The 23,345-nt window shown below is 41.2% G+C and carries 20 protein-coding genes and 1 pseudogene; 15 read left to right on the forward strand and 6 right to left on the reverse strand.

Translation table 11 applies throughout. The annotated features are described in order from the left end of the window. Nucleotides 1-116 precede the first annotated feature (116 nt). Entirely contained in the window at nt 117-1,901 is a 1,785-nt protein-coding gene (locus Ga0466249_RS11555; protein WP_215829616.1) for an ArnT family glycosyltransferase, read from the forward strand. Nucleotides 1,902-2,128: 227 nt separating this feature from the next. Here Ga0466249_RS11555 and Ga0466249_RS11560 read toward each other — a convergent pair whose 3' ends face one another. Then, a complete protein-coding gene (locus Ga0466249_RS11560) occupies nt 2,129-4,108 on the reverse strand; it encodes a methyl-accepting chemotaxis protein (RefSeq protein ID WP_246588647.1) in 1,980 nt (659 codons plus the stop codon). Between the two features lie 922 nt (nt 4,109-5,030). Here Ga0466249_RS11560 and Ga0466249_RS11565 point away from each other — a divergent pair. The 7 genes from Ga0466249_RS11565 to eutC all read left to right on the forward strand — a co-directional run bounded on the left by Ga0466249_RS11565 (nt 5,031) and on the right by eutC (nt 13,349). Continuing rightward, the gene (locus tag Ga0466249_RS11565; RefSeq protein WP_215829617.1) at nt 5,031-5,669 is read left to right on the forward strand and encodes an MBL fold metallo-hydrolase; all 639 of its coding nucleotides are present in this window, start codon (nt 5,031-5,033) and stop codon (nt 5,667-5,669) included. 289 nt (nt 5,670-5,958) lie between these two features. Next, entirely contained in the window at nt 5,959-7,416 is a 1,458-nt protein-coding gene (locus Ga0466249_RS11570; protein WP_215829618.1) for a sensor histidine kinase, read from the forward strand. Further along, a complete protein-coding gene (locus Ga0466249_RS11575; RefSeq protein ID WP_215829619.1) occupies nt 7,413-7,979 on the forward strand; it encodes an ANTAR domain-containing response regulator in 567 nt (188 codons plus the stop codon). Before Ga0466249_RS11570 ends, Ga0466249_RS11575 begins: the two co-directional genes overlap by 4 nt. Nucleotides 7,980-8,258: 279 nt before the next feature. Further along, a complete protein-coding gene (gene eat / locus Ga0466249_RS11580) occupies nt 8,259-9,629 on the forward strand; it encodes an ethanolamine permease (RefSeq protein ID WP_215829620.1) in 1,371 nt (456 codons plus the stop codon). A 96-nt stretch (nt 9,630-9,725) separates the two neighbouring features. After that, nucleotides 9,726-11,114, forward strand: a complete 1,389-nt coding sequence (locus Ga0466249_RS11585; protein WP_215829621.1) for an ethanolamine ammonia-lyase reactivating factor EutA — start codon at nt 9,726-9,728, stop codon at nt 11,112-11,114. 44 nt (nt 11,115-11,158) lie between these two features. After that, entirely contained in the window at nt 11,159-12,520 is a 1,362-nt protein-coding gene (locus Ga0466249_RS11590; protein ID WP_215829622.1) for an ethanolamine ammonia-lyase subunit EutB, read from the forward strand. A 61-nt stretch (nt 12,521-12,581) separates the two neighbouring features. Beyond that, on the forward strand, nt 12,582-13,349 hold the full coding sequence (gene eutC, locus Ga0466249_RS11595) for an ethanolamine ammonia-lyase subunit EutC (protein ID WP_215829623.1): 768 nt from the start codon (nt 12,582-12,584) through the stop codon (nt 13,347-13,349). 62 nt (nt 13,350-13,411) lie between these two features. Here eutC and Ga0466249_RS11600 read toward each other — a convergent pair whose 3' ends face one another. Then, on the reverse strand, nt 13,412-14,548 hold the full coding sequence (locus Ga0466249_RS11600) for a YibE/F family protein (RefSeq protein ID WP_246588648.1): 1,137 nt from the start codon (nt 14,546-14,548) through the stop codon (nt 13,412-13,414). Nucleotides 14,549-14,578: 30 nt separating this feature from the next. Continuing rightward, the gene (locus Ga0466249_RS11605; protein WP_376769299.1) at nt 14,579-16,123 is read right to left on the reverse strand and encodes a purple acid phosphatase family protein; all 1,545 of its coding nucleotides are present in this window, start codon (nt 16,121-16,123) and stop codon (nt 14,579-14,581) included. A 323-nt stretch (nt 16,124-16,446) separates the two neighbouring features. Between Ga0466249_RS11605 and Ga0466249_RS11610 the strand changes: the two genes are divergently transcribed. Next, nucleotides 16,447-16,791, forward strand: a complete 345-nt coding sequence (locus tag Ga0466249_RS11610; RefSeq protein ID WP_215829625.1) for a hypothetical protein — start codon at nt 16,447-16,449, stop codon at nt 16,789-16,791. Nucleotides 16,792-16,903: 112 nt separating this feature from the next. Here the strand turns inward: Ga0466249_RS11610 and Ga0466249_RS11615 are convergent, their stop codons facing one another. Both Ga0466249_RS11615 and Ga0466249_RS11620 read right to left on the reverse strand, forming a co-directional pair. Beyond that, complete coding sequence (locus tag Ga0466249_RS11615) at nt 16,904-18,004, reverse strand: clostripain-related cysteine peptidase (RefSeq protein WP_215829626.1); 1,101 nt, start codon at nt 18,002-18,004, stop codon at nt 16,904-16,906. Between the two features lie 58 nt (nt 18,005-18,062). Further along, nucleotides 18,063-18,848, reverse strand: a complete 786-nt coding sequence (locus Ga0466249_RS11620) for a hypothetical protein (protein WP_215829738.1) — start codon at nt 18,846-18,848, stop codon at nt 18,063-18,065. 378 nt (nt 18,849-19,226) lie between these two features. Between Ga0466249_RS11620 and Ga0466249_RS11625 the strand changes: the two genes are divergently transcribed. The 6 genes from Ga0466249_RS11625 to Ga0466249_RS11645 all read left to right on the forward strand — a co-directional run bounded on the left by Ga0466249_RS11625 (nt 19,227) and on the right by Ga0466249_RS11645 (nt 22,321). After that, nucleotides 19,227-19,442, forward strand: a complete 216-nt coding sequence (locus Ga0466249_RS11625; RefSeq protein ID WP_215829627.1) for a TetR/AcrR family transcriptional regulator — start codon at nt 19,227-19,229, stop codon at nt 19,440-19,442. 191 nt (nt 19,443-19,633) lie between these two features. Further along, on the forward strand, nt 19,634-19,852 hold the full coding sequence (locus tag Ga0466249_RS11630) for a hypothetical protein (RefSeq protein WP_215829628.1): 219 nt from the start codon (nt 19,634-19,636) through the stop codon (nt 19,850-19,852). Between the two features lie 29 nt (nt 19,853-19,881). Next, complete coding sequence (locus Ga0466249_RS26610; protein ID WP_246588649.1) at nt 19,882-20,022, forward strand: hypothetical protein; 141 nt, start codon at nt 19,882-19,884, stop codon at nt 20,020-20,022. A gap of 72 nt (nt 20,023-20,094) precedes the next feature. Next, nucleotides 20,095-20,961: a ribosome small subunit-dependent GTPase A gene (gene rsgA / locus Ga0466249_RS11635; protein ID WP_312889761.1), complete on the forward strand. Its 867-nt coding sequence runs from the start codon at nt 20,095-20,097 to the stop codon at nt 20,959-20,961. Nucleotides 20,962-21,141: 180 nt separating this feature from the next. Next, a complete protein-coding gene (locus Ga0466249_RS11640; RefSeq protein ID WP_246588651.1) occupies nt 21,142-21,699 on the forward strand; it encodes an SAM-dependent methyltransferase in 558 nt (185 codons plus the stop codon). A 370-nt stretch (nt 21,700-22,069) separates the two neighbouring features. After that, entirely contained in the window at nt 22,070-22,321 is a 252-nt protein-coding gene (locus Ga0466249_RS11645; protein WP_215829629.1) for a hypothetical protein, read from the forward strand. A 363-nt stretch (nt 22,322-22,684) separates the two neighbouring features. Here the strand turns inward: Ga0466249_RS11645 and Ga0466249_RS27785 are convergent. Continuing rightward, a pseudogene (locus Ga0466249_RS27785) lies at nt 22,685-23,262 on the reverse strand (tripartite tricarboxylate transporter substrate binding protein). Between the last annotated feature and the right edge of the window lie 83 nt (nt 23,263-23,345).

A 23,345-nucleotide genomic window follows, 5' to 3' on the forward strand; every position in this document is an offset into this window, starting at 1 on the left:
AAACTTTGAGGCAAATAGGAATTATACTAATTGTAATACTATCATTTCTCTTGCACTTTCTTTGGTTAGGGCAGGAAGGGTTGGCTAATCTTTATTATGCTGCTGGAGTCAAAAGTATGATGATGAACTGGCATAACTTTTTCTTTGTCTCTTTTGACCCAAGTGGATTTATTACTATTGATAAACCGCCTCTTGGATTTTGGTTACAGACGCTAAGTGCGAAGATTTTTGGGTTCCAAGGATGGAGTATAATTCTTCCACAAGCATTAGGTGGTGTAACATCTGTATATCTCATCTATGTTATTGTAAAACGATACCATGGCGAATGGGCAGGGTTAATATCGGCACTTGTACTTGCACTTACTCCAATTTTTGTTGCTGCAAGCCGTAATAATACAATTGATGTACTGCTTGTTACGACACTAATGTTTTCGGTGCTAGTATTTTTGCCGGCGACTGAAGAGTTGAGTTTAAAAAGGCTTTTGCTCGCTTTCTTTTTAATTGGTGTTGGATTTAACATAAAAAGCCTTGAAGCGTTTATGATTTTGCCAGCCTTCTATATTACATATTTTCTTACCCAACATGGACAGTACAAAAGAAAAGCTGTTCATCTTCTTGCCGCTACCATGGTATTGATAGTTAGTTCCTTACCTTGGTTTATTGCAGTGGACAACGTTTCACCGGATGAACGTCCTTATGTTGGCAGTAGCGAAACTAACTCAGAGTTTCAGCTTGCAACTGGGTACAATGGCCTTGGTCATTTTTTAGGACAGGGAAATAGGAGGCCAGGAAGAACGGGGCGGGTGAGTAATTCAGGAAGGTATGCAGCTCCAAATATACAAACTGGCAATATGAGACAAACGGGCGGGGAAACTGGGTTGTCTGGCCCATTTAGACTTTTTAATCATCAAATGGGTGGCCAAATTAGTTGGTTACTATCATTTGCGCTGATTGGGTTAGTTGTTGCGATTTATCAACTTCGCAGGAATGCATTACCTGAAAAAACTAGGATGAAGATGCTATTTTGGGGTTGCTGGCTTATTCCTCAAGTAATATTTTTCAGTATAGCACAAGGGGCACATAGATATTATTTGGTGATGATGGCTCCTGCGATAGCTGCTTTAGTTGGAATTAGTTATAGTATTCTTGCGGATTGGTGGTCAACAGGTGTCGGGAAAAGCCGATATCTATTGCCGGTTGCTATCGTTTTGACTATTGGAGTTCAAGTTTTTATTATTGCAGGATATAATGAATGGCGTTCTTGGATGTTGCCAACGGTTATAGGGGGAGGGGTTTTAGCAACTTTGCTGCTAGGTTGGAAAGCAACCATGCGCAAAGTACAAAGAAACAGGGCGAATACCTTTGCTATGATTGTTGGTATCATCAGTATAATGATTGCCCCTTTTGCTTGGTCGCTTACTCCAGTCTTATACGGTTCAGGCAATGCGGCTTTTCCCTTTGCGGGGCCTGACCTAAATCCTCAGTCGAGACAATCCAACGTGCAATGGGGTATGAATTTTACAGGTGTCAATACTGGCAAACTAGAGAATTTCCTTTTGTTGCATAGAAACGGAGAAAAGTATATTATAGCGGTCCCTAATGCCCATACTGCTTCACCAATAATCCTTAATACTGGGCAACCAGTAATGACATATGGCGGATTTGGTGGTTCAGAAAAAATATTAAATGAGGCAGAGTTGGAAGAACTAATAGCTAGCGGACAATTACGCTACATAATGATAGGTGCTGGGAATAGCCAGCAGCCTGAGATTGATGCATGGGTAAGTTCTCATGGCATACTAATACCAGACTCAGAATGGCAAACCTCGGAGCAGGAAAATATAACTGGATTGGGAGATTCAAGGCAAAGGCGCATGAAGCTTTATGAGTGCCATTCTTAATAATATTGAAGTTTTTTATCAAGAAGTTTGTAATCATATGGGACAAATTGATTAGGAATTCGGGCTTACGATTATATTATTAGGAGTCTTTGTTCTCTTTATTTTTACTTATTAGCATTGGTTGGGGCTAGTATAAAAAAGTTCCTGCAAAGCAATTTCGCTTTGCAGGAATCTTGAAATACAAGGGATATGTTGCCTGTAAGTCGATTTGACAGGGGAGTCGATAATTAAATTTGAAACTTGCTGACAGCTTCGCGGAGATCCATTGCTAAGCGAGCAAGTGATTGACTGGATGTCGCAATTTCTTCCATGGATGCAGATTGTTCTTCGGTTGCAGCTGATACTGTCTGTGCTTCTCCAGCTGTTTTTTTATTTAGTTCATTGATTTGTTTTACCGAACCCACAATTTGTTGACTGCCTATAGCCATCTGTTCGATGGCAGCGGATATTTCTTTTACTTGGTCAGATACACGTATTATTACAGTCGATATTTCTTCGAAGGTTTGTCCAGAAGCATTGACTACTTTCGCTCCTAGCCGAACTTCCTGTGTGCCATTGTTCATGGCTACTACTGCTTTATCTGTATCTCCCTGAATTTCATTAATTAGTTCAGCAATCTTCTTGGTTGCCTCCTCTGACTGCTCGGCCAGTTTACGTACTTCTTCTGCTACAACAGTAAAGCCGCGTCCCTGTTCACCCGCTCGTGCTGCTTCGATAGCGGCGTTTAAGGCTAACAAATTTGTCTGACCGGCAATACCTGAGATCGTGTCTACAATTTGACCGATTTCCTTAGAACTTTCACCTAATTTAGTTACCATCTTAGCAGTGGTAGTAACGGTTTCTTCAATATTGGCCATTTGGTTTACCGCTTTATCTATTGACTCGTTACCTTCGTTTGCTTTGTTAGCTGCATGGGATGATTGTTTCGCCACTTCATTGGCGTTGATGGCAATCTGTTGGATGCTAGCTGACATTTGCTCCACAATCACTGCTGTTTCATTGGCTGCGGCAAGTTGTTGTTCTGCTCCTTTGGCCACATCGGTAATGGAGCCAGCAACTTGGTTAGCCGCTTGGGCCGATTGATCGGCACTAGCAGTTAGTTCCTCTGAAGATGCTGCCAAATTTTCCGCGTTATGATTAACGTGTAATATCAATTCTTTCAAATTATGTACCATCGTATTAAAGCTAAGCGAAAGCAATGCAATTTCATCTTGGCCATTAACTTTTACCTGTACAGTAAGGTCACCATTGGCAACTAATTTAACTTGATTAGTCAGGTTTTCCATTGGTTTAGTTATACGTTTTGACATCATAAAAGTGATTCCTATTACAAACAGTATGGATAGAGCGGCAACAATACTAAGCGACCATTTCAATTTGATAAGGGGTTGGTAGACAACTTCTTCCGGTACATTTATTGCCAAAACCCATCCTGTTGCTGGGATCTTTTGATAAACAGTGAGCATGTCTTTACCATTATAATGATAACTTTCAAATCCTTGATCTTTTGTTAACATATCTTTAAAAATGGCGGATAAGTTTTTTAACTTTTCTACTTCAAAAACATTTTTTGATACTAAATCGGGATCAGGATTCGCCAACATAGAACCTTTGGTATCTATTATAAAAGCATAGCCTGCACCAAATAAATTGATGCTCTGTACATTATCAATAAGGGTTTGGATCAAGATATCTTCGGCAATAATTCCGCGAGTTTGTCCTGAAGCATTCTTCAATGGCATAGCGACGGATATTGCCATTTGTTTGGTTGTCATATCTAAATATGGATCTGAAAAAGTAAGTTTTTGTTGTTCCATTGCTTGCTTGTACCAACCACGAATCCGTGGATCATAATCTGTAGGTGGTGTCCAGCCGCTTCCATCGATCATCTTCCCATCCGTAGAACCAAAATACATATCAGACACTTCTTTATCAACATTCTTATAGCCTGCGACCATAGGCGCGGTGATATCATTAGTACTCAAATTATTTTGTATCGTGCTATTGGTAATTTCCAGCATTTTGGCCTTGCTATTAAGCCATCCGTCAAATTTGTTTACATAGGAGCCAACATTTGCTTTCATTTCTTCTTGAATTCTTGTGGTCATTTGATCTTTTGTAAACAAATATCCCACAGTTGATGAAACTAACAGAATAACGGCGGATAATATCGAGAAAATTAATGTTAGTTTACTTTTTAAAGTCATTATTCTTTTCTCCTTTCAAAATTGTAATGGTCGGCGGTTGGGACGGTATAAAATTTGCTGTTGTTCCACAAAATTCGACATATGGGACCATTGTCCTTCAGTAATATATCTTAAATTTATTAACATGAACTGTATCTTCGCGTAATCTAGCAAAGAAATACCCGTGTTATCGTCTCAAAGGGATGTATGGAATGGTATTGCGATCTTATTTGAGACATGAATAGGATGGATTTATCAATATTCTGATGAAGATGAGAAGGATTAATCAACCTGTATGAAATGGGGTAACTGTCTAAATTAATTCTAATATTCAGAGGCTATCATAGAATTAATTAATTGCTTAGCAACAAAGGGGGATCAAAATGTTCTTAGTGTATGGGTTTATTGGTATAGGTGTATTCACTTTTTGGTCACTGATTAACATGTATCTTAAGATGCCACGAAATTATCTTTGAATAGGGTGGCCTTTTTTCCCATTATTGCAAAAGATGTTGAATTTCATATTTCAAATCGTTACAATAAACATGTAAAATATCTTCCTCTATTCTATATATGGATTTATTTAATAGTGAATATCTTTAATGTGGCCTCAAGTGTTTTTTAACTGTGAGGTCTTTTTTTGTTGCTACTTATTCTAAGGCAGTGCATCCTTAAAGACTCACAGGAGGTTAATCGAGGAATTGTTTTAAAGGCATAAGTGGGATGTCACTAACCCCGTCCCCTCGGCATTATATATGCAAGCTACCGCTTTCTTCAAATTATGTCCCGTCTCAACGCCGTTGACACGTCTATATGTCGACTTAAGCGAACGCCGCCGGATCTTTCGCTTTGTGAAAATTTTGCACCAAAATCGGTATAATAGTATAATGTTACCAGTGAGTAGTCTAATAGATTGTAAAATACGGATATGAAAGGAGAAAAAATGAAAATTAAGTGGTTAGGACATTCTTGTTTTTTACTCACAGCCGATAATGGTGTGAGAGTATTGACAGACCCCTTTGACAGTTCAGTAGGGTATGAGGTACCTGATGTAGCAGCGGATATTGTTTCCACAAGCCATAAGCATTCTGATCATAACTATACTCAAGCGGTGCAGGGAGAATTTTTCCACATAGATAAGACGGGAAAATTTTTTCATAAAGGAATTGAAATTATCGGTGTTGCCACTTTCCATGACGAGGAAGGCGGTGCTCAGCGTGGGAAAAATACTATTTATAAATTTATTGTGGATGGGTTGCATATTTGTCATTGCGGGGATTTGGGTCACATATTGACCCCGGAACAGAGGCAAGAGATAGGCCCTGTTGACATTTTGCTGATTCCGGTAGGGGGATTTTATACCATTGGACCTGATCAGGCGGTAGAAGTAGCTAAAATGCTGCAACCATCGGTTATTATACCCATGCACTTTAAAACCGAGCCTATTCAATATCCTATCGCAGGTGTTGAAAGTTTCTTGCAAAAAATCGGGGGCGGGAAGCGAGTGGGAAAACAGGAAGTCGAGTATGATAAGGCATCCATGGCTTCAGTGTCTAATGTTGTGGTCTTAGACTATGCGTAAAGCTTAAAACGTAAAGTAATGCTAACGCCTTTAGAGCAGAAAGCTCTGAGGGCTTTTTTTATGTCGGGAAACTGACTATTTGAAAATGAGAAAGAGGCTTTGTTATGCGAAGAAATCAGCGTGGCCGAAAGAGTGATAATGTAGTATGATCGAGTTCCTTATAGACAGTTTTTTGCAGATATAGTACACTAAAACTAAATATATAGTTTGATAGGCAATGAAGCCTCTATAAATTGCAGAAAAATGCTGCAGTTGTAGGGGCTTTTTCTATGCGTTGGAGATGATCAATATGGAAGATTATGAAAGTATACGTAAGCTGTGTTTGGAATATACGGCATTGTTGGAAGACGACATTTGCCAATTAGAAGCGTTAGGCAAGCAATTATTAACGATAGCGACCCTGAATGATACGGATATTTTTATTGATGCGCCGTTAAAGGAAGGCTGCGCCAGCATTGTTTTAGGCTGGGCTCATGCGGACAATCTTTCATCACTTTATAAAAAAAGTGTTGTAGGCGAAATCGCTTATGTAGAATGTGAACCAGCTGTTTATCGAGCTGCTTTATTTGGTGAAAAGAGCTCTAATGTGCGCGGGGTGAGTCAGGAAGGGGTGCCGATTGCCCAGACCGTTGTCCCGATTAAAAATTCAAAGGGGAAAATCATTGGTGTTTTAATTATGGAAAAGGATATTTCCGCAAGAATCGAGCAGGAGAAACAAGTAGAGTTTTTGACACAGACAGCAGATCATTTAAGTCAGACTTTGATGTCATTGGCAAGAACCGGCTGTGGCTGGGATGAATGGGGCGTTGGTGGCATTTTCGTTTTGAATCCAGAGGGAAATATAACATATGCAAATCGACAGGCAAGTGTGATCGCGGAAAATTTGTGGCAGGGAAGGGTTATGCAGAAAAATTTACAGGAATTTTTAGGCTACACTTCTTTATCATCTTTGGTGGAAGATTTGTGGGGCACAAAAAATATGCAATATGGAACAGCGAGTTATATTTTTCGAGCCTATTCACTTATTTCTCATGGAATTCTAAGCGGCTGTGTCGTGTCGGTACAAGATGTAACGGAGCTTCGTGAAAAAGAACGCCGTATTGATATGCAGTCTGTCATTATCGAGGAAATCAATCATCGAGTAAAAAATACCTTACAAAATGTAATTTCTTTATTATATATGCAACTGCGGCGAACAGAAGAAAAGGAAGTTAAAGAAGAGTTTCTGGCATGTATTAATCGTATTTTATCGATTGCTAAAGTCTATGAAGTGTTTACATATCAATCAAGGGATGTAGTGAATCTAAACGAACTAGCCTTGTATATCATGGAAAAAATTATAGAAAGTGGTACTTTGCCAGAACAGCAGGTGAAAAACCAGGTTGAAGGCTGTGATGTTTTTCTTCATGCGAAACAGGCGGTGCCAATTGCTTTGGTCTTAAATGAAGTATTATCGAATGCTGTAAAGCATGGATTGAAAAATTGTGTGCATCGTGGTGAAGTGAATATTAAAATCAGAGAAGATCGCGGTACTGTTAAAATTCGTGTTGAAAATAATGGGAAGCAAATAAAAGAAAGAGATGCAAAGAATCAACGAAAACGTTTAGGGCTTTATTTGGTAAAGCTTTTAATTTGCGAACAAATGAGCGGGCAGTTTGATTTAACACATGAAAATGGATTCGTTGTTGCGAACATTTCTTTTCCTTTATGTGGACTGGCTGCAAAAGAGGAGGGAAAAGCGATATGAAGACATTATCAATTTTATTGGCAGAAGATGAAATTTTGATTCGAGAGGATATGAAAGAGGCATTAGAGGAAGCGGGGCATATTGTTTGTGCTGAATGTGATAATGGGAAAAAAGCGATTGAACAAGCAAAACAAATGCAGCCGGAATTGGCAATCTTGGATATCATGATGCCAGAACTAGATGGTTTAGAGACAGCTCAAATGATGCATGAACTGAATATTCCAGTGGTTATGGTGACGGCGAACAGTCAGGCGAAACTAATTCAACGAGCAGAAAAGGTTCATGTTTATGGGTATATTATAAAGCCAGTTTCAGAGCAGAATCTTTTGGCTGCAGTGCAGATTGCATATGCACGCTGGCGTGAGATGGATTGCACGAGTAATGAATTGCAAAAAATGCAGGCGACTTTGTGTGCCCAAAAAACGATTAGTAAGGCGCGATCTTTGATTCAGGATCGATTGGGGCTTTCGGCGTCAGAGGCACATCGCCGTCTTTTACAGGAGGCAACGAAGCGGCAAATGCCGTTGGCAACGCTTGCTGAAAAAATCTTGCAGCAAATGTAGTCAAATGACTTGCAAAAGTAAATAGAATGATGTAGTATAATAATGAAATCAAAGATATTTGGTTTTACAATGGAATAATAGGCAATAACGCCCAATTGATCGTCAGAATTTCTGACTTTTATCTGGGCGTTTTTTTAATTTCTATTGTGAGGAAGTGGCTGAAAAGTCACGGATAACCTTTTTGAAAAAAGAAAATTAAAGGCAATGAAGCCTGACAGCGAATGCAGTTTATAATGCATCCTGTTAGGCTTTTTTATTGAAAAAAAGGAGGAAATATTTATGGAAGTCAGTAAAAGTGTAGCTTTAGAAGAGAAACACGAAGCAGCAAATTTATCGAGAGTTTTGAAACCAATCCATTTATGGGCATTAACCGTTGGTCTGGTCATTTCTGGTAATTACTTTGGCTGGAGTTATGGTTTTGCAGCTGGCGGGGTTATGGGATTAGCTCTTGCACTTGTTCCAGTTACTATTTTTTATGTGACCTTTATCTTATCCTATTCGGAACTTGCTACAGCGATTCCACATGCCGGCGGCCCCTCTGCATATGCACGTCGAGCTTTAGGAAAATTTGGCGGATATATGAATGGTATTAGTTGTTTGATTGAATTCGTATTTGCACCACCCGCAATCGCACTTGCTGTAGGTGGTTATGTCCATGCAATGGTGCCGGGCATCAATGTTATGGCAGCGACCGTAGCAGCTTTTCTATTTTTTATTTTTTTAAATTATTGGGGCATGAAAGTTTCCGCTACTTTTGAACTTACTGTAACCGTTATTGCTTTAGTCGGGCTTGTTATATACTGGGGTTTGGCTCTTCCTCATTTTGAACTGTCTCGTGTTATGACTACACCATATCTGCCAAATGGGTTTCAAGGGGTTATGGCAGCTGTACCTTTTGCCATATGGTTTTATTTGGCGATTGAAGGTGGTGCAATGAGTGCCGAAGAAATGGTGAATCCGCAAAAAGATATTTCGAAAGGCTTTTTAACGGGAATGGGGAGTCTGATGGCTATGGCCTTTTTGACTTTATTCTTAACAGCAGGCATTGTCGATACCAAATTGATCGATGGTGTTGATTTTCCATTACCGCTGGCATTAAGTGCGGTCTTTGGCGATGGATCTTTTCCTGTTTTACTTATGAGCGGAATTGGTTTGTTTGGTCTGGTAGCTTCGCTGCATGGCATTATTTTAGGTTATTCACGCCAAACTTATGCGATGGCGCGTACTGGTTATTTACCGAAATTTTTGGCTAAGTTAGATGAAAAACATCATACGCCGGTATGGGCATTGATTCTTCCAGGGCTCATCTGTCTGGGGACCGCATTAACAGGACTTACCGATGTAGTCATTACAATTTCAGCTTTTGGTTCAGTTGTGATGTACATTTTCAGTTTGATCAGCCTTTTCGTGCTTCGTAAAAAGGAACCGGACTTGAAACGACCATTTCGGGTATCCTATCCAATTATACCGATCATTAGCATTCTCATGGCTGTTTTTTGCTTAATTAGCTTATTGATTGCATCCAGTGATGTCTTGCCTTATGTAGTAGGTATTTATGCTGTGGCTATTCTTTATTACCTCATTTGGGGCAACAAGAATATTCGCCCCTTTGAAGAAGAATTCGGTGTTTTAGATGAACTGGATCAATAAGATATACTTTGGAAAATAATTGTAATAGTATTTTGTGAGCAGATATGACAAAATTTTTGGCATATCTGCTAAATTAATACGTAAGGTTTGAGTGATATGAGACAAGAGCTTTTGAGCGTAGGCATTGATTTGGGAACGACGACGTCGCAGGTGATTTTCAGCCGGATTACGATTGAAAGTTCAGTTATAACGGCAATTCCTGAAGTGGAAATTATCGAGAAAAGCATTCTATATCGAAGTAAAATTTATTTTACACCAATGAAAACCGTTGGTGTAATTGATGTAGAACAGTTAAAAAAGGTGATCGTTGATGAATACGAAGCGGCAGGTGTGCTAAAAGAGGATATTGCCACCGGGGCGATTATTATTACCGGTGAAACGGCTCGTAAGAAAAATGCAGCTGAGGTGCTTGCTGTTCTATCAGATTTTGCCGGAGACTTTGTCGTAGCAACGGCTGGACCGGATTTGGAGTCGGTTTTGGCAGGGTATGGGGCTGGGGCAGCTGAGTTATCGGAGCAGCTCCCAGAAAAAATCGCTAATTTTGATATCGGCGGCGGGACAACAAATGCTGCTGTATTTCAAGCCGGGCAAGTGCAGGATTCTTTTGCTTTAGATATTGGCGGCCGACTGATTTGCTTGGATGAACAACATAGGATTACATATATATCAAAAAAAATTAACGAATTGATTCAAAAATTAGGCTTGCCACTTTCTTTAGGTGCAAACGCAAACTTAAATGAACTGATCAAGCTGACGGACGCTTTTGCGGCGATGCTTTTGAACATTGCTTTAGGCAAAACGCTTGATGGGGAAACGAAACGACTCTTTATTGGACATATGCATCAAGGTTTGCATCTTAGAAATATTATGTTTTCGGGCGGGGTCGCAGAATTTATTTATAATGGGCACGAAATACGAGATATGAAAGATGTTAATTTATTCGGGGACATTGGTCCGTTACTGGGATGGTCAATCCGCAAAATCTTGAAAGATAGGCCGATCACGCTGTTATTGGCTAAAGAAAAAATACGTGCCACTGTTATTGGTGCTGGTAGTTATTCGTTGCATATCAGTGGAAGTACTGTAATATTTGATGATAGCGTAGTACCGCTTAAAAATTTGCCAGTGCTAAAAATAAAAAATATCGAATTGATGCGAGAAGAAATTATAAATAAGCGTTACCTGTTTCCAGAAGAAATGGTTGCAATTGCTTTTGCAGGGGAGAGGTCGCCATCTTATTGTAAAATTAAAGAAATGGCGGCAGCAATTATTGCAGGCTTGCAGGAATTTGACCAACCATTGATCGTTGTTGTTGAACATGATTTTGCTAAGGCTTTAGGGCAAACTTTGCAACTCTTGGCCGTGGATAAAAGCGTGATTTGTTTGGACTGCATTAAGACAGAAACGGGTGATTATATTGATATCGGCAAGTCTGTGGCTAGCGTGGTACCCGTGGTGGTTAAGACTTTGTTGTTTAAAAGTTGAAAGTTACGATTAAAGAGAGAGAACATAGGAAAGCAGGCTGCAAAATGAAGTTGAAAACAAGTTTATTTGGAAATGTATATTCGTTTCGGGATGTGAAAGATGTACTGGCTAAAGCCAATGAAGAAAAATCTGGTGATTTACTGGCGGGTATTGCTGCAAGAAATACAGTTGAACGCGTTGCCGCCAAAGTTGTTTTAGCAGATATGACGCTCAAAGATTTGCGAAATAATCCAGTTGTTCCATATGAAGAAGATGATGTTACGCGGGTGGATCAGGATGCTTTGGATAGTGTTGCATTTAATAAAATAAAATCACTAACGGTGGGTGAGTTTCGAGAATTTATACTTAGCGCTGAAGAATCAGATATAGCGGCGATAAGGCAGGGACTTACAGCTGAAATGGTAGCCGGAGTCGCAAAACTCATGAGTAATATGGATCTTGTGTGCGCGTCGGCAAAGATGCATGTCATAGCAACCTGCAATACGACCATCGGCAGACCGGGAACCTTGTCGGCTCGTTTGCAGCCAAATCATGCCACGGATAATATAGCAGGTATAATGGCTTCATTAATGGAAGGCCTAAGCTACGGCGTGGGAGATGCGGTGATTGGTTTAAATCCAGCGGTTGATTCGATTGAAAGTGTAGCCTCGGTGCTGAAAGAATTTAAAAATTTCATAGATAAATGGAAAATTCCGACACAAAACTGTGTGCTGGCGCATGTTACGACGCAGATGAAAATTTTAGAGGAAAATGTCGCGCCAATGGATTTGATGTTCCAAAGTCTGGCTGGATCAGAGATTGCCAGCAGGGCTTTTGGCATCAATGTTAAGTTGATGGATGAAGCTTATGCGATGATGAAGGAACGGAAAAGTTCATTTGGGCCTAATTTCATGTATTTTGAAACGGGTCAAGGTTCCGAACTTTCTTCAGATGGACACCACGGCGCAGATCAATTAGTTATGGAGGCAAGATGTTATGCCTTTGCGAAACGATATAACCCTTTTCTCGTAAATACGGTAGTCGGGTTTATTGGACCGGAATATCTTTATGATGGCCGCCAGATGATTCGGGCAGGACTTGAAGATCATTTTATGGGGAAACTTTCCGGGCTTTCGATGGGAGTCGATGTATGTTATACGAATCACATGAAGGCTGATCAGAACGACTTGGAGAATTTGGCAATGATGCTGACTTTGGCAGATTGCAATTATATTATGGGAATACCAGGCGGGGATGATGTTATGCTAATGTATCAGACGACGAGCTATCACGATGCAGCGGCTCTTAGAAGAATTGGCCACAAAAGAACGATTGCAGAGTTTGATCGACGCATGGAGGAATTGGGTATCTTCAAAGATGGCCAATTGACTGAAAAAGCAGGTGATCCGTCCATATTTATGGTGTAATATGGATGAAAATAAACGCAGAATATGCTCATACTTCGAGCGGAAGAAAGGTCTGATTAAAATGGAAGAATTAGTTCGAGATATCTCTTTGCCGGAAATAAAAGAAAAAGTATTGGTAAATGAGCCGGTTAGTATGGAGAGTTGTCAGAGACTGAAAAAGACAACCAATGCTCGTATTTGTGTGGGACGATCTGGTGAACGATTTAGAACGGAAACCTTACTGAAATTTCGTGCGGATCATGCAATTGCCATGGATACGGTGTGGTCGCATGTTGACGAAAGCATTATCGACCGTTTAGGTTTTTATAAGGTACAGACAATGGTCAAAGATAAAGAAGAATATATTCGTCGCCCGGATTTGGGTAGAGTTTTTTCACCAGAAACGATGGAATCTATCAAGAAAAATTGTATCAAAAAGCCGGATGTACAGATTATTGCTGCCGATGGTTTGAGTGCTTACGCGATCAATGCAAATCTGGAAGATATTTATTCAATCATGGTGGATGGACTTCAGGAAAAGGGGTATACGCTAGGCACTCCTATTTTTGTTAAATATAGTAGAGTGGCAACCATGGATAAGATCAGTGAAGCGTTAGGAGCAAAGGTGACAATTCAATTCATTGGTGAACGACCGGGGCTTGCCACCGGTGAAAGTATGAGCGTATACATGGCTTATGAAGCCAGCTCCCTAAAACCGGAATCGCAACGTACTATAGTATCCAATATCTATAAAGAGGGGATTCCTCCGGTAGAGGCCGGCGCGCAGGTTATTTATTTGACAGACGTTTTGATGCGAGAAAAGAAAAGCGGCGTAGAGTTGAAACTATAAGAAGTTGAGGTGAGAACATGAACATAGCAGAAAGAGTAGATCGGTGTTCCTTTCATTTCTACTCACAGGAATAATTTTTCTCTTTTTTTTACGTATTCCGGCAGCCAAGCTGAACATGCAGCCGTCAATGGGACTGTCAAAATAACGCCCAAACTTCCAGCCAGGCCTTGCATCAGTTCAATCCCCACTGCATTGGAGTTGAGCAGCTGCAAATAAGGCAGATTATAAGCGTAATTTAGAACCCATACTCCAAGAGAACCTCCGAAGAAAGCTAAAATCAAAGTGGTGGACATAGTACCCATGACATCGCGCCCTACACGCAAGCCGCTCTCAAAGAGATCCTTAGGTGACAAATTTTTATTTTTCTTTTGTAACTCATCGACGGCTGAAGCTACATCCATTGCAATATCCATAACCGCCCCAAGGCTCGCAAATAAAATTCCTGCAAATAAAATCTGACCTACATCAATCGGCATATTTTGTGCAACAAACAGCAACGATTCAATATTAGATACATTATAACCAGACAAAGCGGTTGCTTTGCCAAATAAAATAGCTGTTAACCCCGCTGTAAAAATCCCGCCAATCGAAGCGATTCCGGCCGAAAGAGCCTTTATTGTAATCCCATTGATCAAATAAATCGTAGTCACCAAAATAAGGAAAGAAGTCAAAATTGCCGCCACAATCGGTTGAATACCATGTAAAAGCATGGGAAAAAAAAGAAACAAGAACCAGATAAATGTAAAAATCAACGCAACCGCGGATTTAATTCCCTTTTTCCCGCCAATAAGACAAAGCAGCAGTAAAAATAGTGCTATAAACAAAAAAATTGGCATTGAGCGATCCATACTATAAATGGTATGAAGATTTATCGAACCCATTTTACTGGAAATTACTACTACGTCCATTCCCGGTTTGCAAACTGCCCCAAACAGTAAGCCATTCGGACAATTTGCTTCGACAACATGTCCTGTATTTTCTTTGTCTTTAAATTTTACATGAACAATCTGGTCGCCAATCCGGCTGCCATTTTCCTGCAAATTATCTTTGATCACATCTGTGACTATTCCTCGCTGAAAAATACGTCCGTCCGTATTGACAAGGGCAGGGCGATCTACCTGCCCATATTGGTATAAAGCAATACTACCGACTAACAAAAATATAGCAACACATAAACGGATCATAATTTTTTTCATCATATATTTGTTCTTCCCACATTTTATCATCTTTTATTTTTTGATAATAGTATATGGTTCGTCAATTGCTGTACCAGATTCTACATCATAGGTAGAGAGAGTAAATTGATTTGATGTAATTCGAATTACCGAATAGGTAGGACGCCAAGTCTGGCTGCGAACAGCAATGTAATCCTGTTGTTGCGGAATCAAATTGTAATACTTAGATCCTGTCGCAGAATTTGCCGACATGTAGAATACGCCTTTGGGATTAACCAATTTTCCTTGTTGCATATCTTCGATTGTATAGCAAAGATTTTGTGACAAGAAAGTATTTCGATTGCTCGAATCTTTCAAGGCAAGATCTAAAATATTATGGTGCTGTCCTTCTTGCCCCGCCACTTTGTATTCCGGAAAATCTCCGTGCTCTTTGCCGTCACTGCTCAATTGATAGGTTCTGGCATATGTGTGATCATGCCCTTGCAGTACTACGTCAATATGGTTCGCGTCATAAATGGGTGTAAGTTGCGTACGTAAGAGCATACCATCCGAATCGGAATGATCCTGTCCGCTTCCATAAATATCTTGATGCATGACAACAATCCGCCATTTTTCTTTTGGATTTGCCGCTACTGCTTTTTCAATCAAAGCCTTATGATCCGCTGCATTATAATTGTTTGCATTAATTACAATAAACAAAGCATTTCCATAGGTATAATAATAGCCATGTCCTGCTTGAGTCGGATTCTGTTCTTCAAAAAATTGATTGGGTACATTGAAATGATTTTTATAGCCTACTGTCATACTGTCATGATTGCCAATGCTTGTTGCTTCCGGCAAGTTACGCAAGGCTGCCGCCGACAAATATCCGGAATATTGTTCTTCTTGCAATTGAAGTTTTTCCGGTTTTTGGTCTGATGCCGGTTCATTGATTTGATCTCCTGGCGATACGAGAAAATTGATTTCCGGATGCTGCGCCAAGGCCTTATTCAAAGTCTTATTCCAATTATAAGCATCATTTCGAGTGGCCATTTCTGCATCTTGTTTGCTGTCATCAGTTAAAATAGATCCCGTTGAAGCGCCAATCTGCGGATCACCCACATACATAAAGGAAAAATCATCCGGATTTCCTGTTTTAAATTCTTGAGCATCTTGCCAGTTACCATCAATTTTCACTTGATACCAATAACTTTTATCAGCCTTAAGGCCGGACACTTCCGTTTTATTTGTATAATAGGTTACGTCATTTATAATTGTTCCCGGTTCACAAGTCCCTTGGAAAACCTTTGCGTCATGCATATCTTTCGTTTTTGCAATTCGAACTTCCGCATTAGCGGTTTGTTCCTGTGAATACCAGCCAAAATTCAAGTGAGATGCATCTATACCTGGAGCTACCGAGACCTGTTCATAATTTGTCTTGATCATATCCCAATGATCTTTCCAGTTTTGCCAATCAGTTTCATCGCCAACGACTGTCTTGGTCACTTCCTGCGGCGTTAACGATGCATCTGTCCAATGCTCTGTTGCTGCAAATCCTGTCGAAGCGACACACAAAGCTGCAATTATGTAAAATGATAATTTCTTTTTCCTTTTCCCCATAAGCTTCATTTTCCAACCTCCCATATTTCTTCAATAGTAAAGTAAATATAGCACAAAAATAATCAATTCATATTATCATTTTGTTAATTTTTGTTAAATATTTACATTGCGATAGGTGCATTCATGCCTCTGTTGGGAAGCAATTAAGTTTAAATAAAAATATGGTACGGGGTTGACGGTGCCAATATAATGTAAATCCCCCTCTTAGCGTATGCTAGGGGATTAAATAACTACGCAGTCATAATTTTGTCATATTTCCATGGTACTATTTACTTGAGAATGTAACTAACACCAAATAGAATACTATAAAGGTGGAATGTCTTATGAAAAATATAATCAAGAAAGTCATGATTTATTCAATGATAGGTATCATGCAAGTAGGTTTTGGTGCGACTGTGATCGAAGCATCAGCATGGCATAATGATGCTTCACAGCGAATTGTACAATTAGATGATAGACATGATAATGATAATGATAGGAGGCGTGAGCACGATGAACGGATGCGCCGAGAAAATGAACGGCATGAACGGGAAATGCGTCGACATGAGCATGAGAGTGAGCGGGAATGGCATGAGCGACAGGAGAGAGAAAATGAACGGCATGACCGTGAGTTGCGAGATATTGCAGCCTTATTAGTTGGGATTGCAATTGGATCGTCAAATAATTAAAATAATATTAGCCCACAACCGGTTTTCCGGCTGTGGAATTTTTTTGTTTGTTAAATCGTCACATTTTCCGGCGGATGCTGGGGGATGTTTTGCATGAAATTTCTTCAACTGATTATCCCCTTTTTCGTCGTAAAACCTCCAGCCACCTATTATTACGGGCAAATGCTAGTTCGTCGTAATATGTTTGAAATTTAAAATATTGCGCGGGATCATTAGGTAAATATAGGCAGGGCCCTATATTCCGGTGTTGTTGAAATTCACTTAACTTAGGAGACAAAACAAGCTGCGCGAGTATATTTTCAAGTTCGCTGCAGCAGGCATTTTCGGCACTAAAGCATGCCTTAAGCTGCCGCACGAGGTCATATAAACTGATGAGTGCGGAAGGCTTAGCATATAAACTTGGCAATCTGTCAAATAAGTTATTATCTATCATTAAATTTGCTAAACTGTTGATCAGTTCTTTTAGTGTGAGAAAATGCGCCTTGTCAAGGGAAACAGCAAAAACGGCATAATCATTGCTGAATTTTTGACTAAACGATAGGGTTATGTTCTTTGCGGTGTCTTCGACACTAAAATTTTCCTTTTCGTTTTTTGTCAGCAAATCAATAAGCGCATGACATGGTAAACCTTCTATGGGCGAATTTTGGGGCAATAGCAGATATTCGATGGGATGCCCTGACGTTAAGGCCAATTCATACCAAACTTCTATCGTATTCATATAGCAGGTATCAAAGAGTAATATATCGATATTCTTTCCCGTTTGCTGATGAAAATAAGCTAAGCCTTGCGTAAAGTCTTGGATACTTATTAAATCTAAGGTTTCACGATAATATTCCATCATGATTCCGGCAAATCCCGCACTATGCCCGGACATTACCAACATAAGGCGCTCAGTGTCAAACTGGGTATAGCCCCACATTAAAAACTCAATAAAAGATAGGGGCTTTCCCATATTTATATAAGTAAAAGCATCCGTTAAAACAAGGGCACCATTTTTACTGATATAGCGCCGGACACCGCCCCAATCATCAGAATCATCCTCTTTTGGCGCTTTGCCGAATTGAATACCGATATGAATATCTTCGGGAATTTCTACGTTTTGTATAAGCTGTAATTGCCGAGATAATTCAGGCGCCAGGTCATTGTTTCCGGCAAAATACAGCAGCACTGTCCATTTTTCAGCTCGTGACCTAGTATTTATCAGGGCTGTCAAGTACAACACCTCTTGCTTTGTTTGTTCCTGTTTGGGGCTGGCTGTGAAAGTTCATGCTCTAACCAAATAGCAGTATGCCCCGTGTCCGTGGCTGTGCGGTATAGGTTATCGTCACGGCGCCATTGCCATAGCTGGAACTAATACTATTGATCTGGTTGCTGCCGCTATTGAAGGAGCCGCCGCCGCCGGCGCCGAAATTGCTGCTGCCCCCGCCACTGTAGCCGCCGCCTCCTCCTCCTCCAAAACTAGGGGAGGAGGAAACTTCGATACCGCCGCCGCCTCCGCCGCCGCCAAAACCGCCGTCGTTATTATTGTGGCCGCCAGTGCCGCCAGCGCCGCCGTTGGAGATGGCGGAGCCGCCGGTGCCGCCATAACTTTCGCCATTTCCGGTTATACCGGCTCCGCCACCGGCGGCGCGGCCGGCTTTTCCGCCGCTTCCGTTAGTACCGCCGCTGCCACCATAAATTCCGGCAACACCGTTGTTTCCCGTGCTAGCATCTAATCCAGCGGCGCCGCTGGATTCGCCGCTGCCGCCCCCGCCGCCGCCGGCCAGCAGCAGACCGGTAGAAACCTCGCTATATGCTGTCCCGCGCCAAACAAAGGAGCCGCCGCCCCCGCCGCCGCCGTAATCGGTGAAATCATTAACACCAGCTCCGCCTACCAATATAGCCAGATTTTCTCCAGGCGTAACGACAAAATCCCCGGTCATGGAGGAGCCGTGACCGCCTAAAAAAGCTGATGAACCGCCGCTTGCGCCAAGAGCCGTGACTGTAATCGAATATACTGCTGCAGGTACAGTAAAAGTCTGTAGTGCGCCTGTATATGGAAAGGTTGTTGTGGTCATAAAGTCCACTCCCTGAAAATTAGTGAAAGCTACAGTAGCAGTATATTTTGGGGCAGCGGGATTAGTCACCTTTTGCAGACTCTTTTTGGTTTTAAGGTTGGAAACGATGAGCAGTGAATGATGAATGTTACTGCTTCTTTTTTATTTATCATTTTAAGCAGAGAAGTTTTCAGAAGTATTTCTATAAATTGTACCGCAGCGGCAAATGATTGTAGAGCATCCATTACAGCAGACAGTACTGGTATAAAGGTACTGTCTGCTGCTTTTTATAAAGCACTTGGGTATATAAGGGCTTTTCTCTGAAACCTATTGACAAGTAAACGGTCGTTTGCTTCACTGATTAGTGAACGATGGTTCACTCACGAAAGGAGAGTATTGATGGCTGACACAAAAGAAAACATTTTGCAAGCTGCGCTTCGCTTATTTGCGAAAGATGGCTATGAAGCGGTTTCCGTCAGCACCATAGCCGGAGAGCTCGGAATGACCAAAGGAGCCTTATATAAGCACTATAAAAATAAGCGGGATATATTTGACTGCATTGTGGAGCGTATGTATCAAATAGATGCCCTGCGCGCAAAAGAATATGGTTCCTGAAAAAACTTTTGATGAAGAACCAATGCCTTACCGCAATACTGCTATAAATAAAATAAAGGCATTCATTAAGGCGCAGTTTCATTTTTGGACAGAGGACGAATTTGCCTGTAATTTCCGCAGAATGTTGACATTGGAGCGGTATAGGAATCCTGAAATGGCAGATTTATACCAAAAGATATTGGCAAGCCTATATGGAAGATTTATTTCGTGAAATGATAGATCAAGGCACCTTGAACAAGAGTAATCCGAAGCATCTTGCGCTTGAGTTTTATGCTCCGTTTTATCTGTTGATGAGCATTTCAGACGCCTCATCCAATAAAGCGGAAAAAGAGGAAGCCGCCAATCTCTTAACAGCACATATTGAGCGGTTCATAGAGAGATATGCAGTGGAAAGGCCGTTCAATAAATAACAGACACTAATAGAGAACGAGGGTAGAAAATGAATCAGATCAACATGGCTGCACTCGGCTTATCTGGTCGATTTGCAGCGTTAGCAAAAGAATATACCGACCTAACCGTTGGGCGAATACTGTCGCAGGAAAAAGGGCTTTATCGCGCGATCAGCGAACTCGGAGAGTAGCTTGCGGAAACATCCGGCAAGCTCCGCTACGAAGCCCAAAGCGTTTCCAATTTCCCTGCTGTGGGCGATTTTGTGATGATGGACAGCGGCCAAACTGGCGGCCACGCAATCATTCATCATATCCTGCCGAGAAAAAGCGTGTTTATCCGTAAAGCGGCGGGAACCGCCCACCGGGAGCAGGTAATCGCCGCCAATATAGATACGGTGTTTATCTGTATGTCACTCAATAGTGATTTCAACCCGCGACGCTTGGAGCGCTACCTGTCTGTTTGTTGGGATAGCGGGTCTATGCCGGTGGTGGTGTTGACAAAGGCTGATTTGTGTGAAGATGTCGCCGAAAAGCTATCATCTATCGAAGCGGTTACGATGGGCACGGATGTTCTTGTTACCTCCGCAATCGAGCAGGATGGATATAGGCAGATTTTGCCCCATATCCGAGAGGGGCAGACCGTTGCGCTGATCGGCTCGTCAGGTGTGGGAAAATCGACGCTTATCAACCGCCTGATCGGTGACGAGCTGTTGGATACGCAGGGGCTGCGTAACGATGATAAAGGGCGGCATACCACCACAAGGCGCGAACTGTTTTTATTGCCAAACGGTGGTTTGGTAATCGACACGCCCGGTATGCGCGAACTTGGACTATGGGATGCAGCCGGGGGGTTGGATAAAGCCTTTTCTGATTTGGAAGAATTGTCCGCTTGCTGTAAGTTTGGCGACTGTACCCACGGAGCAGAGCCGGGCTGTGCGATAAGAAAAGCGATCGAAGAAGGAACGCTGTCGGAAAAGCGGTTAGAGAGCTACAAAAAATTACAGCGCGAACTATCGTATAGCGGCCTGAATGCCCGCCAGCTTGAAAATGAGAAAATCAATAGAATGTTTGGCGGCAAAGGCGAAACGAAGCAGGCTGTGAAGCATTGCAAAGAGAAAAACAACAGATAAAACGGAAGGAGCAATCATAATGGAATATATGAAAAGCCAAAAATATAATACGCCTGAACTGCTGGCAAAAATCATGGGGCCTAACCCGTTCAAATTACAGGAGGAAATGCTGCAAAATCATAAAATCCCTGACGGAAGCCGCGTATGCGATTTGGGTAGTGGGCAAGGCTTACAAGCGTCATGCTCGCAAAGGATTATGGCTTCACAGTGTATGTCGCCGATTGGTGGAGTGAACCGGAGGACAATCGTAAATTCTTTGATACGATGGGGCTAACCCATGAGCAAATTATACCTGTAAAGGCCGATGCCGATGCCCTGCCGTTTGAAAAAGAGTTTTTTGACGCGATTGTCAGCACGGATTCCTACAATTATTGGGGGCGCGACCCGGAATATCTGGACGCAAAGCTGTTACCTTTCGTCAAAAGTGGCGGTTATCTTTACATCTGTGTTCCCGGTATGAAAAAGGATTGCCATGATAATCTTCCGAAAGAACTGCTCCTCTCATGGACGCCGGAGCAGCTTGCCTATCTGCGTGACATCACCTATTGGATGGAAATAGTGAACAGCAGCCGGGACGCCGAAGTGATTTCCATTTACGAGATGGAAGGAAACAACGAGGAACTTTGGGCAGATTGGATAAATCAAGAAAATGAAGTTGCGGTCAATGACCGTAAGACAATAGGGGCTGGCGGCGGGAAATATTTGAATTTTATTGCCTTCGTCCTGCGGAAAAGATGATGGAACTGAGTACTATTTCCGATATAAAAAATCATAAGTGACTCCTGTCCGCCCCAACGGAAATAAAAAAACGTTGTTGGGGCGGCTGAATAGTTATGTGCAAAACAAAGTCTGCTGTCCCTGCGCCTTTCACGTCTTCTAGACGGAATTTTTTCGCTTTTTAACAAAATCATTATTACTGGGGATATTATTTTGTTAAAAAATACTTAAATTGTAACAATTCGGTCATATGTTTTTGGTATTATGTGATATGTACCTAAAGTCAAATAAGGCAGGCGAATTTTTGACAAAAAACATTTTTATTGTATAATGCGGCTTGTATTTGAAGAAATGTAATTAAAAGAAACAAAAGAAAGGTACATAGACAACGATGATTAAGCAGGACGAAACGTTAAAACTATTTAACTGGTCGTTAGTTCCAGCACAAAACGTAGAAGCCTATCGAGACGTAAGTATTAAGGTAATTGCAGCCAATAATGTTTTTCGTATAATACATTTTCCCAATACATTTGTGATTGATTATAGTGAAAGATATAATGATCACATAGGTGTTGGTGAGTTTTCATTAGTGTTAAGACAAAAAGCAGATAAAATACCTGATATAACGGCTGACGGTGGTTAGAAATTAGACGAACAATAAAAATCAGCCATTAAATAAAGAATGTTCTGTAAACTATGGAACCAGGAGCTACGGACTTTACCGCTTCCAGGTTTTATTTTGCTGTTTATGGGGTTTCACCTTCAATCGGTTTATTCCGGTCGGGCGCTTTTGCTATTTCCAGCAATTCTAGATTGGGGTTGAGACTTGCTGCTGGAAATAAGCAGTGGGATTAAAATATGACCTGGTTCAAAAATATAGCCTCACTCAAGCGAGTGGGGCTTATTTCATTGATGCTCATGTTTTGTTACTTTTATCTATTGTTTTTGCGATTTGATCAGGTCTACAATGCCTGTTTCTTGGATGGCTGTTGATAATTCTTGGCTGTCAGTTAGTTAGCCATTTTTGTTCGGATTCATCGGGGTCTAAATAGTCTATTTGTAGTCCCATGTTTTCTAAGCCTGTTTTGAATTCCGGATCAGCAATCATTGCTTTAAAACCTTCAGCTAAGGTCTTTTTAAGATCAGCCGGAAGGCTTGCGATACCATACCAATAAGTGAATGCAAGATTTACTTTCAATTCTTTTAATGTAGGTACATTTGCAAAAGCAGGATCAGACGGTCGGTGTTCGCTTGTCACAGCGATTGCCTTTAATGTCCCTTGCTTAACATATTGTTTGATTATGGAAGGATTTGCAAAAATAACTTGAACATGTCCACCAAGTAGTGCAGCAGTAAATTCACGCCACCACGGAAAGGGACTTGTTCTAGAGTGATGCCAGTTTCATGGGCGAACATTGTACTAGCAACATGAGCATATGAGCCTACACCGCTATGACCAGATTTTAATTGTCCAGGGTGCGCTTTTGCATAAGCAATCAAATCATCTAGTGTTTGCCAAGGCTGATTAGCTTGTACATTGACAAAGGGACGGTGGTAGTGTCTTGGAAAGATTTTAGCGGCCACGTTACGAGGACTTGTTCAGAGGAAGTTAGCGGCTATACCAGGTAATGCCACATATAAAACGTAGCTTTAATTATGCATGGAAT

This window comes from Pelorhabdus rhamnosifermentans (assembly GCF_018835585.1).
Classification (GTDB): domain Bacteria; phylum Bacillota; class Negativicutes; order UMGS1260; family UMGS1260; genus Pelorhabdus; species Pelorhabdus rhamnosifermentans.

What these genes read in the sequence shown, in the direction of transcription:
- eat (WP_215829620.1), top strand. Translation starts at nt 8,259, where the DNA reads ATGGAAGTCAGTAAAAGTGTAGCTTTAGAAGAGAAACACGAAGCAGCA.
- Ga0466249_RS11625 (WP_215829627.1), top strand. Translation starts at nt 19,227, where the DNA reads ATGGCTGACACAAAAGAAAACATTTTGCAAGCTGCGCTTCGCTTATTT.
- Ga0466249_RS11570 (WP_215829618.1), top strand. Translation starts at nt 5,959, where the DNA reads ATGGAAGATTATGAAAGTATACGTAAGCTGTGTTTGGAATATACGGCA.
- Ga0466249_RS11620 (WP_215829738.1), bottom strand. Translation starts at nt 18,848, where the DNA reads ATGACCACAACAACCTTTCCATATACAGGCGCACTACAGACTTTTACT.
- Ga0466249_RS11600 (WP_246588648.1), bottom strand. Translation starts at nt 14,548, where the DNA reads ATGATGAAAAAAATTATGATCCGTTTATGTGTTGCTATATTTTTGTTA.
- Ga0466249_RS11565 (WP_215829617.1), top strand. Translation starts at nt 5,031, where the DNA reads ATGAAAATTAAGTGGTTAGGACATTCTTGTTTTTTACTCACAGCCGAT.
- eutC (WP_215829623.1), top strand. Translation starts at nt 12,582, where the DNA reads ATGGAAGAATTAGTTCGAGATATCTCTTTGCCGGAAATAAAAGAAAAA.
- Ga0466249_RS11585 (WP_215829621.1), top strand. Translation starts at nt 9,726, where the DNA reads ATGAGACAAGAGCTTTTGAGCGTAGGCATTGATTTGGGAACGACGACG.
- Ga0466249_RS11645 (WP_215829629.1), top strand. Translation starts at nt 22,070, where the DNA reads ATGATTAAGCAGGACGAAACGTTAAAACTATTTAACTGGTCGTTAGTT.
- Ga0466249_RS11555 (WP_215829616.1), top strand. Translation starts at nt 117, where the DNA reads ATGATGATGAACTGGCATAACTTTTTCTTTGTCTCTTTTGACCCAAGT.
- Ga0466249_RS26610 (WP_246588649.1), top strand. Translation starts at nt 19,882, where the DNA reads ATGAATCAGATCAACATGGCTGCACTCGGCTTATCTGGTCGATTTGCA.
- Ga0466249_RS11640 (WP_246588651.1), top strand. Translation starts at nt 21,142, where the DNA reads ATGCTCGCAAAGGATTATGGCTTCACAGTGTATGTCGCCGATTGGTGG.
- Ga0466249_RS11610 (WP_215829625.1), top strand. Translation starts at nt 16,447, where the DNA reads ATGAAAAATATAATCAAGAAAGTCATGATTTATTCAATGATAGGTATC.
- Ga0466249_RS11575 (WP_215829619.1), top strand. Translation starts at nt 7,413, where the DNA reads ATGAAGACATTATCAATTTTATTGGCAGAAGATGAAATTTTGATTCGA.
- Ga0466249_RS11590 (WP_215829622.1), top strand. Translation starts at nt 11,159, where the DNA reads ATGAAGTTGAAAACAAGTTTATTTGGAAATGTATATTCGTTTCGGGAT.
- Ga0466249_RS11605 (WP_376769299.1), bottom strand. Translation starts at nt 16,123, where the DNA reads ATGGGGAAAAGGAAAAAGAAATTATCATTTTACATAATTGCAGCTTTG.
- Ga0466249_RS11560 (WP_246588647.1), bottom strand. Translation starts at nt 4,108, where the DNA reads ATGACTTTAAAAAGTAAACTAACATTAATTTTCTCGATATTATCCGCC.
- Ga0466249_RS11630 (WP_215829628.1), top strand. Translation starts at nt 19,634, where the DNA reads ATGGAAGATTTATTTCGTGAAATGATAGATCAAGGCACCTTGAACAAG.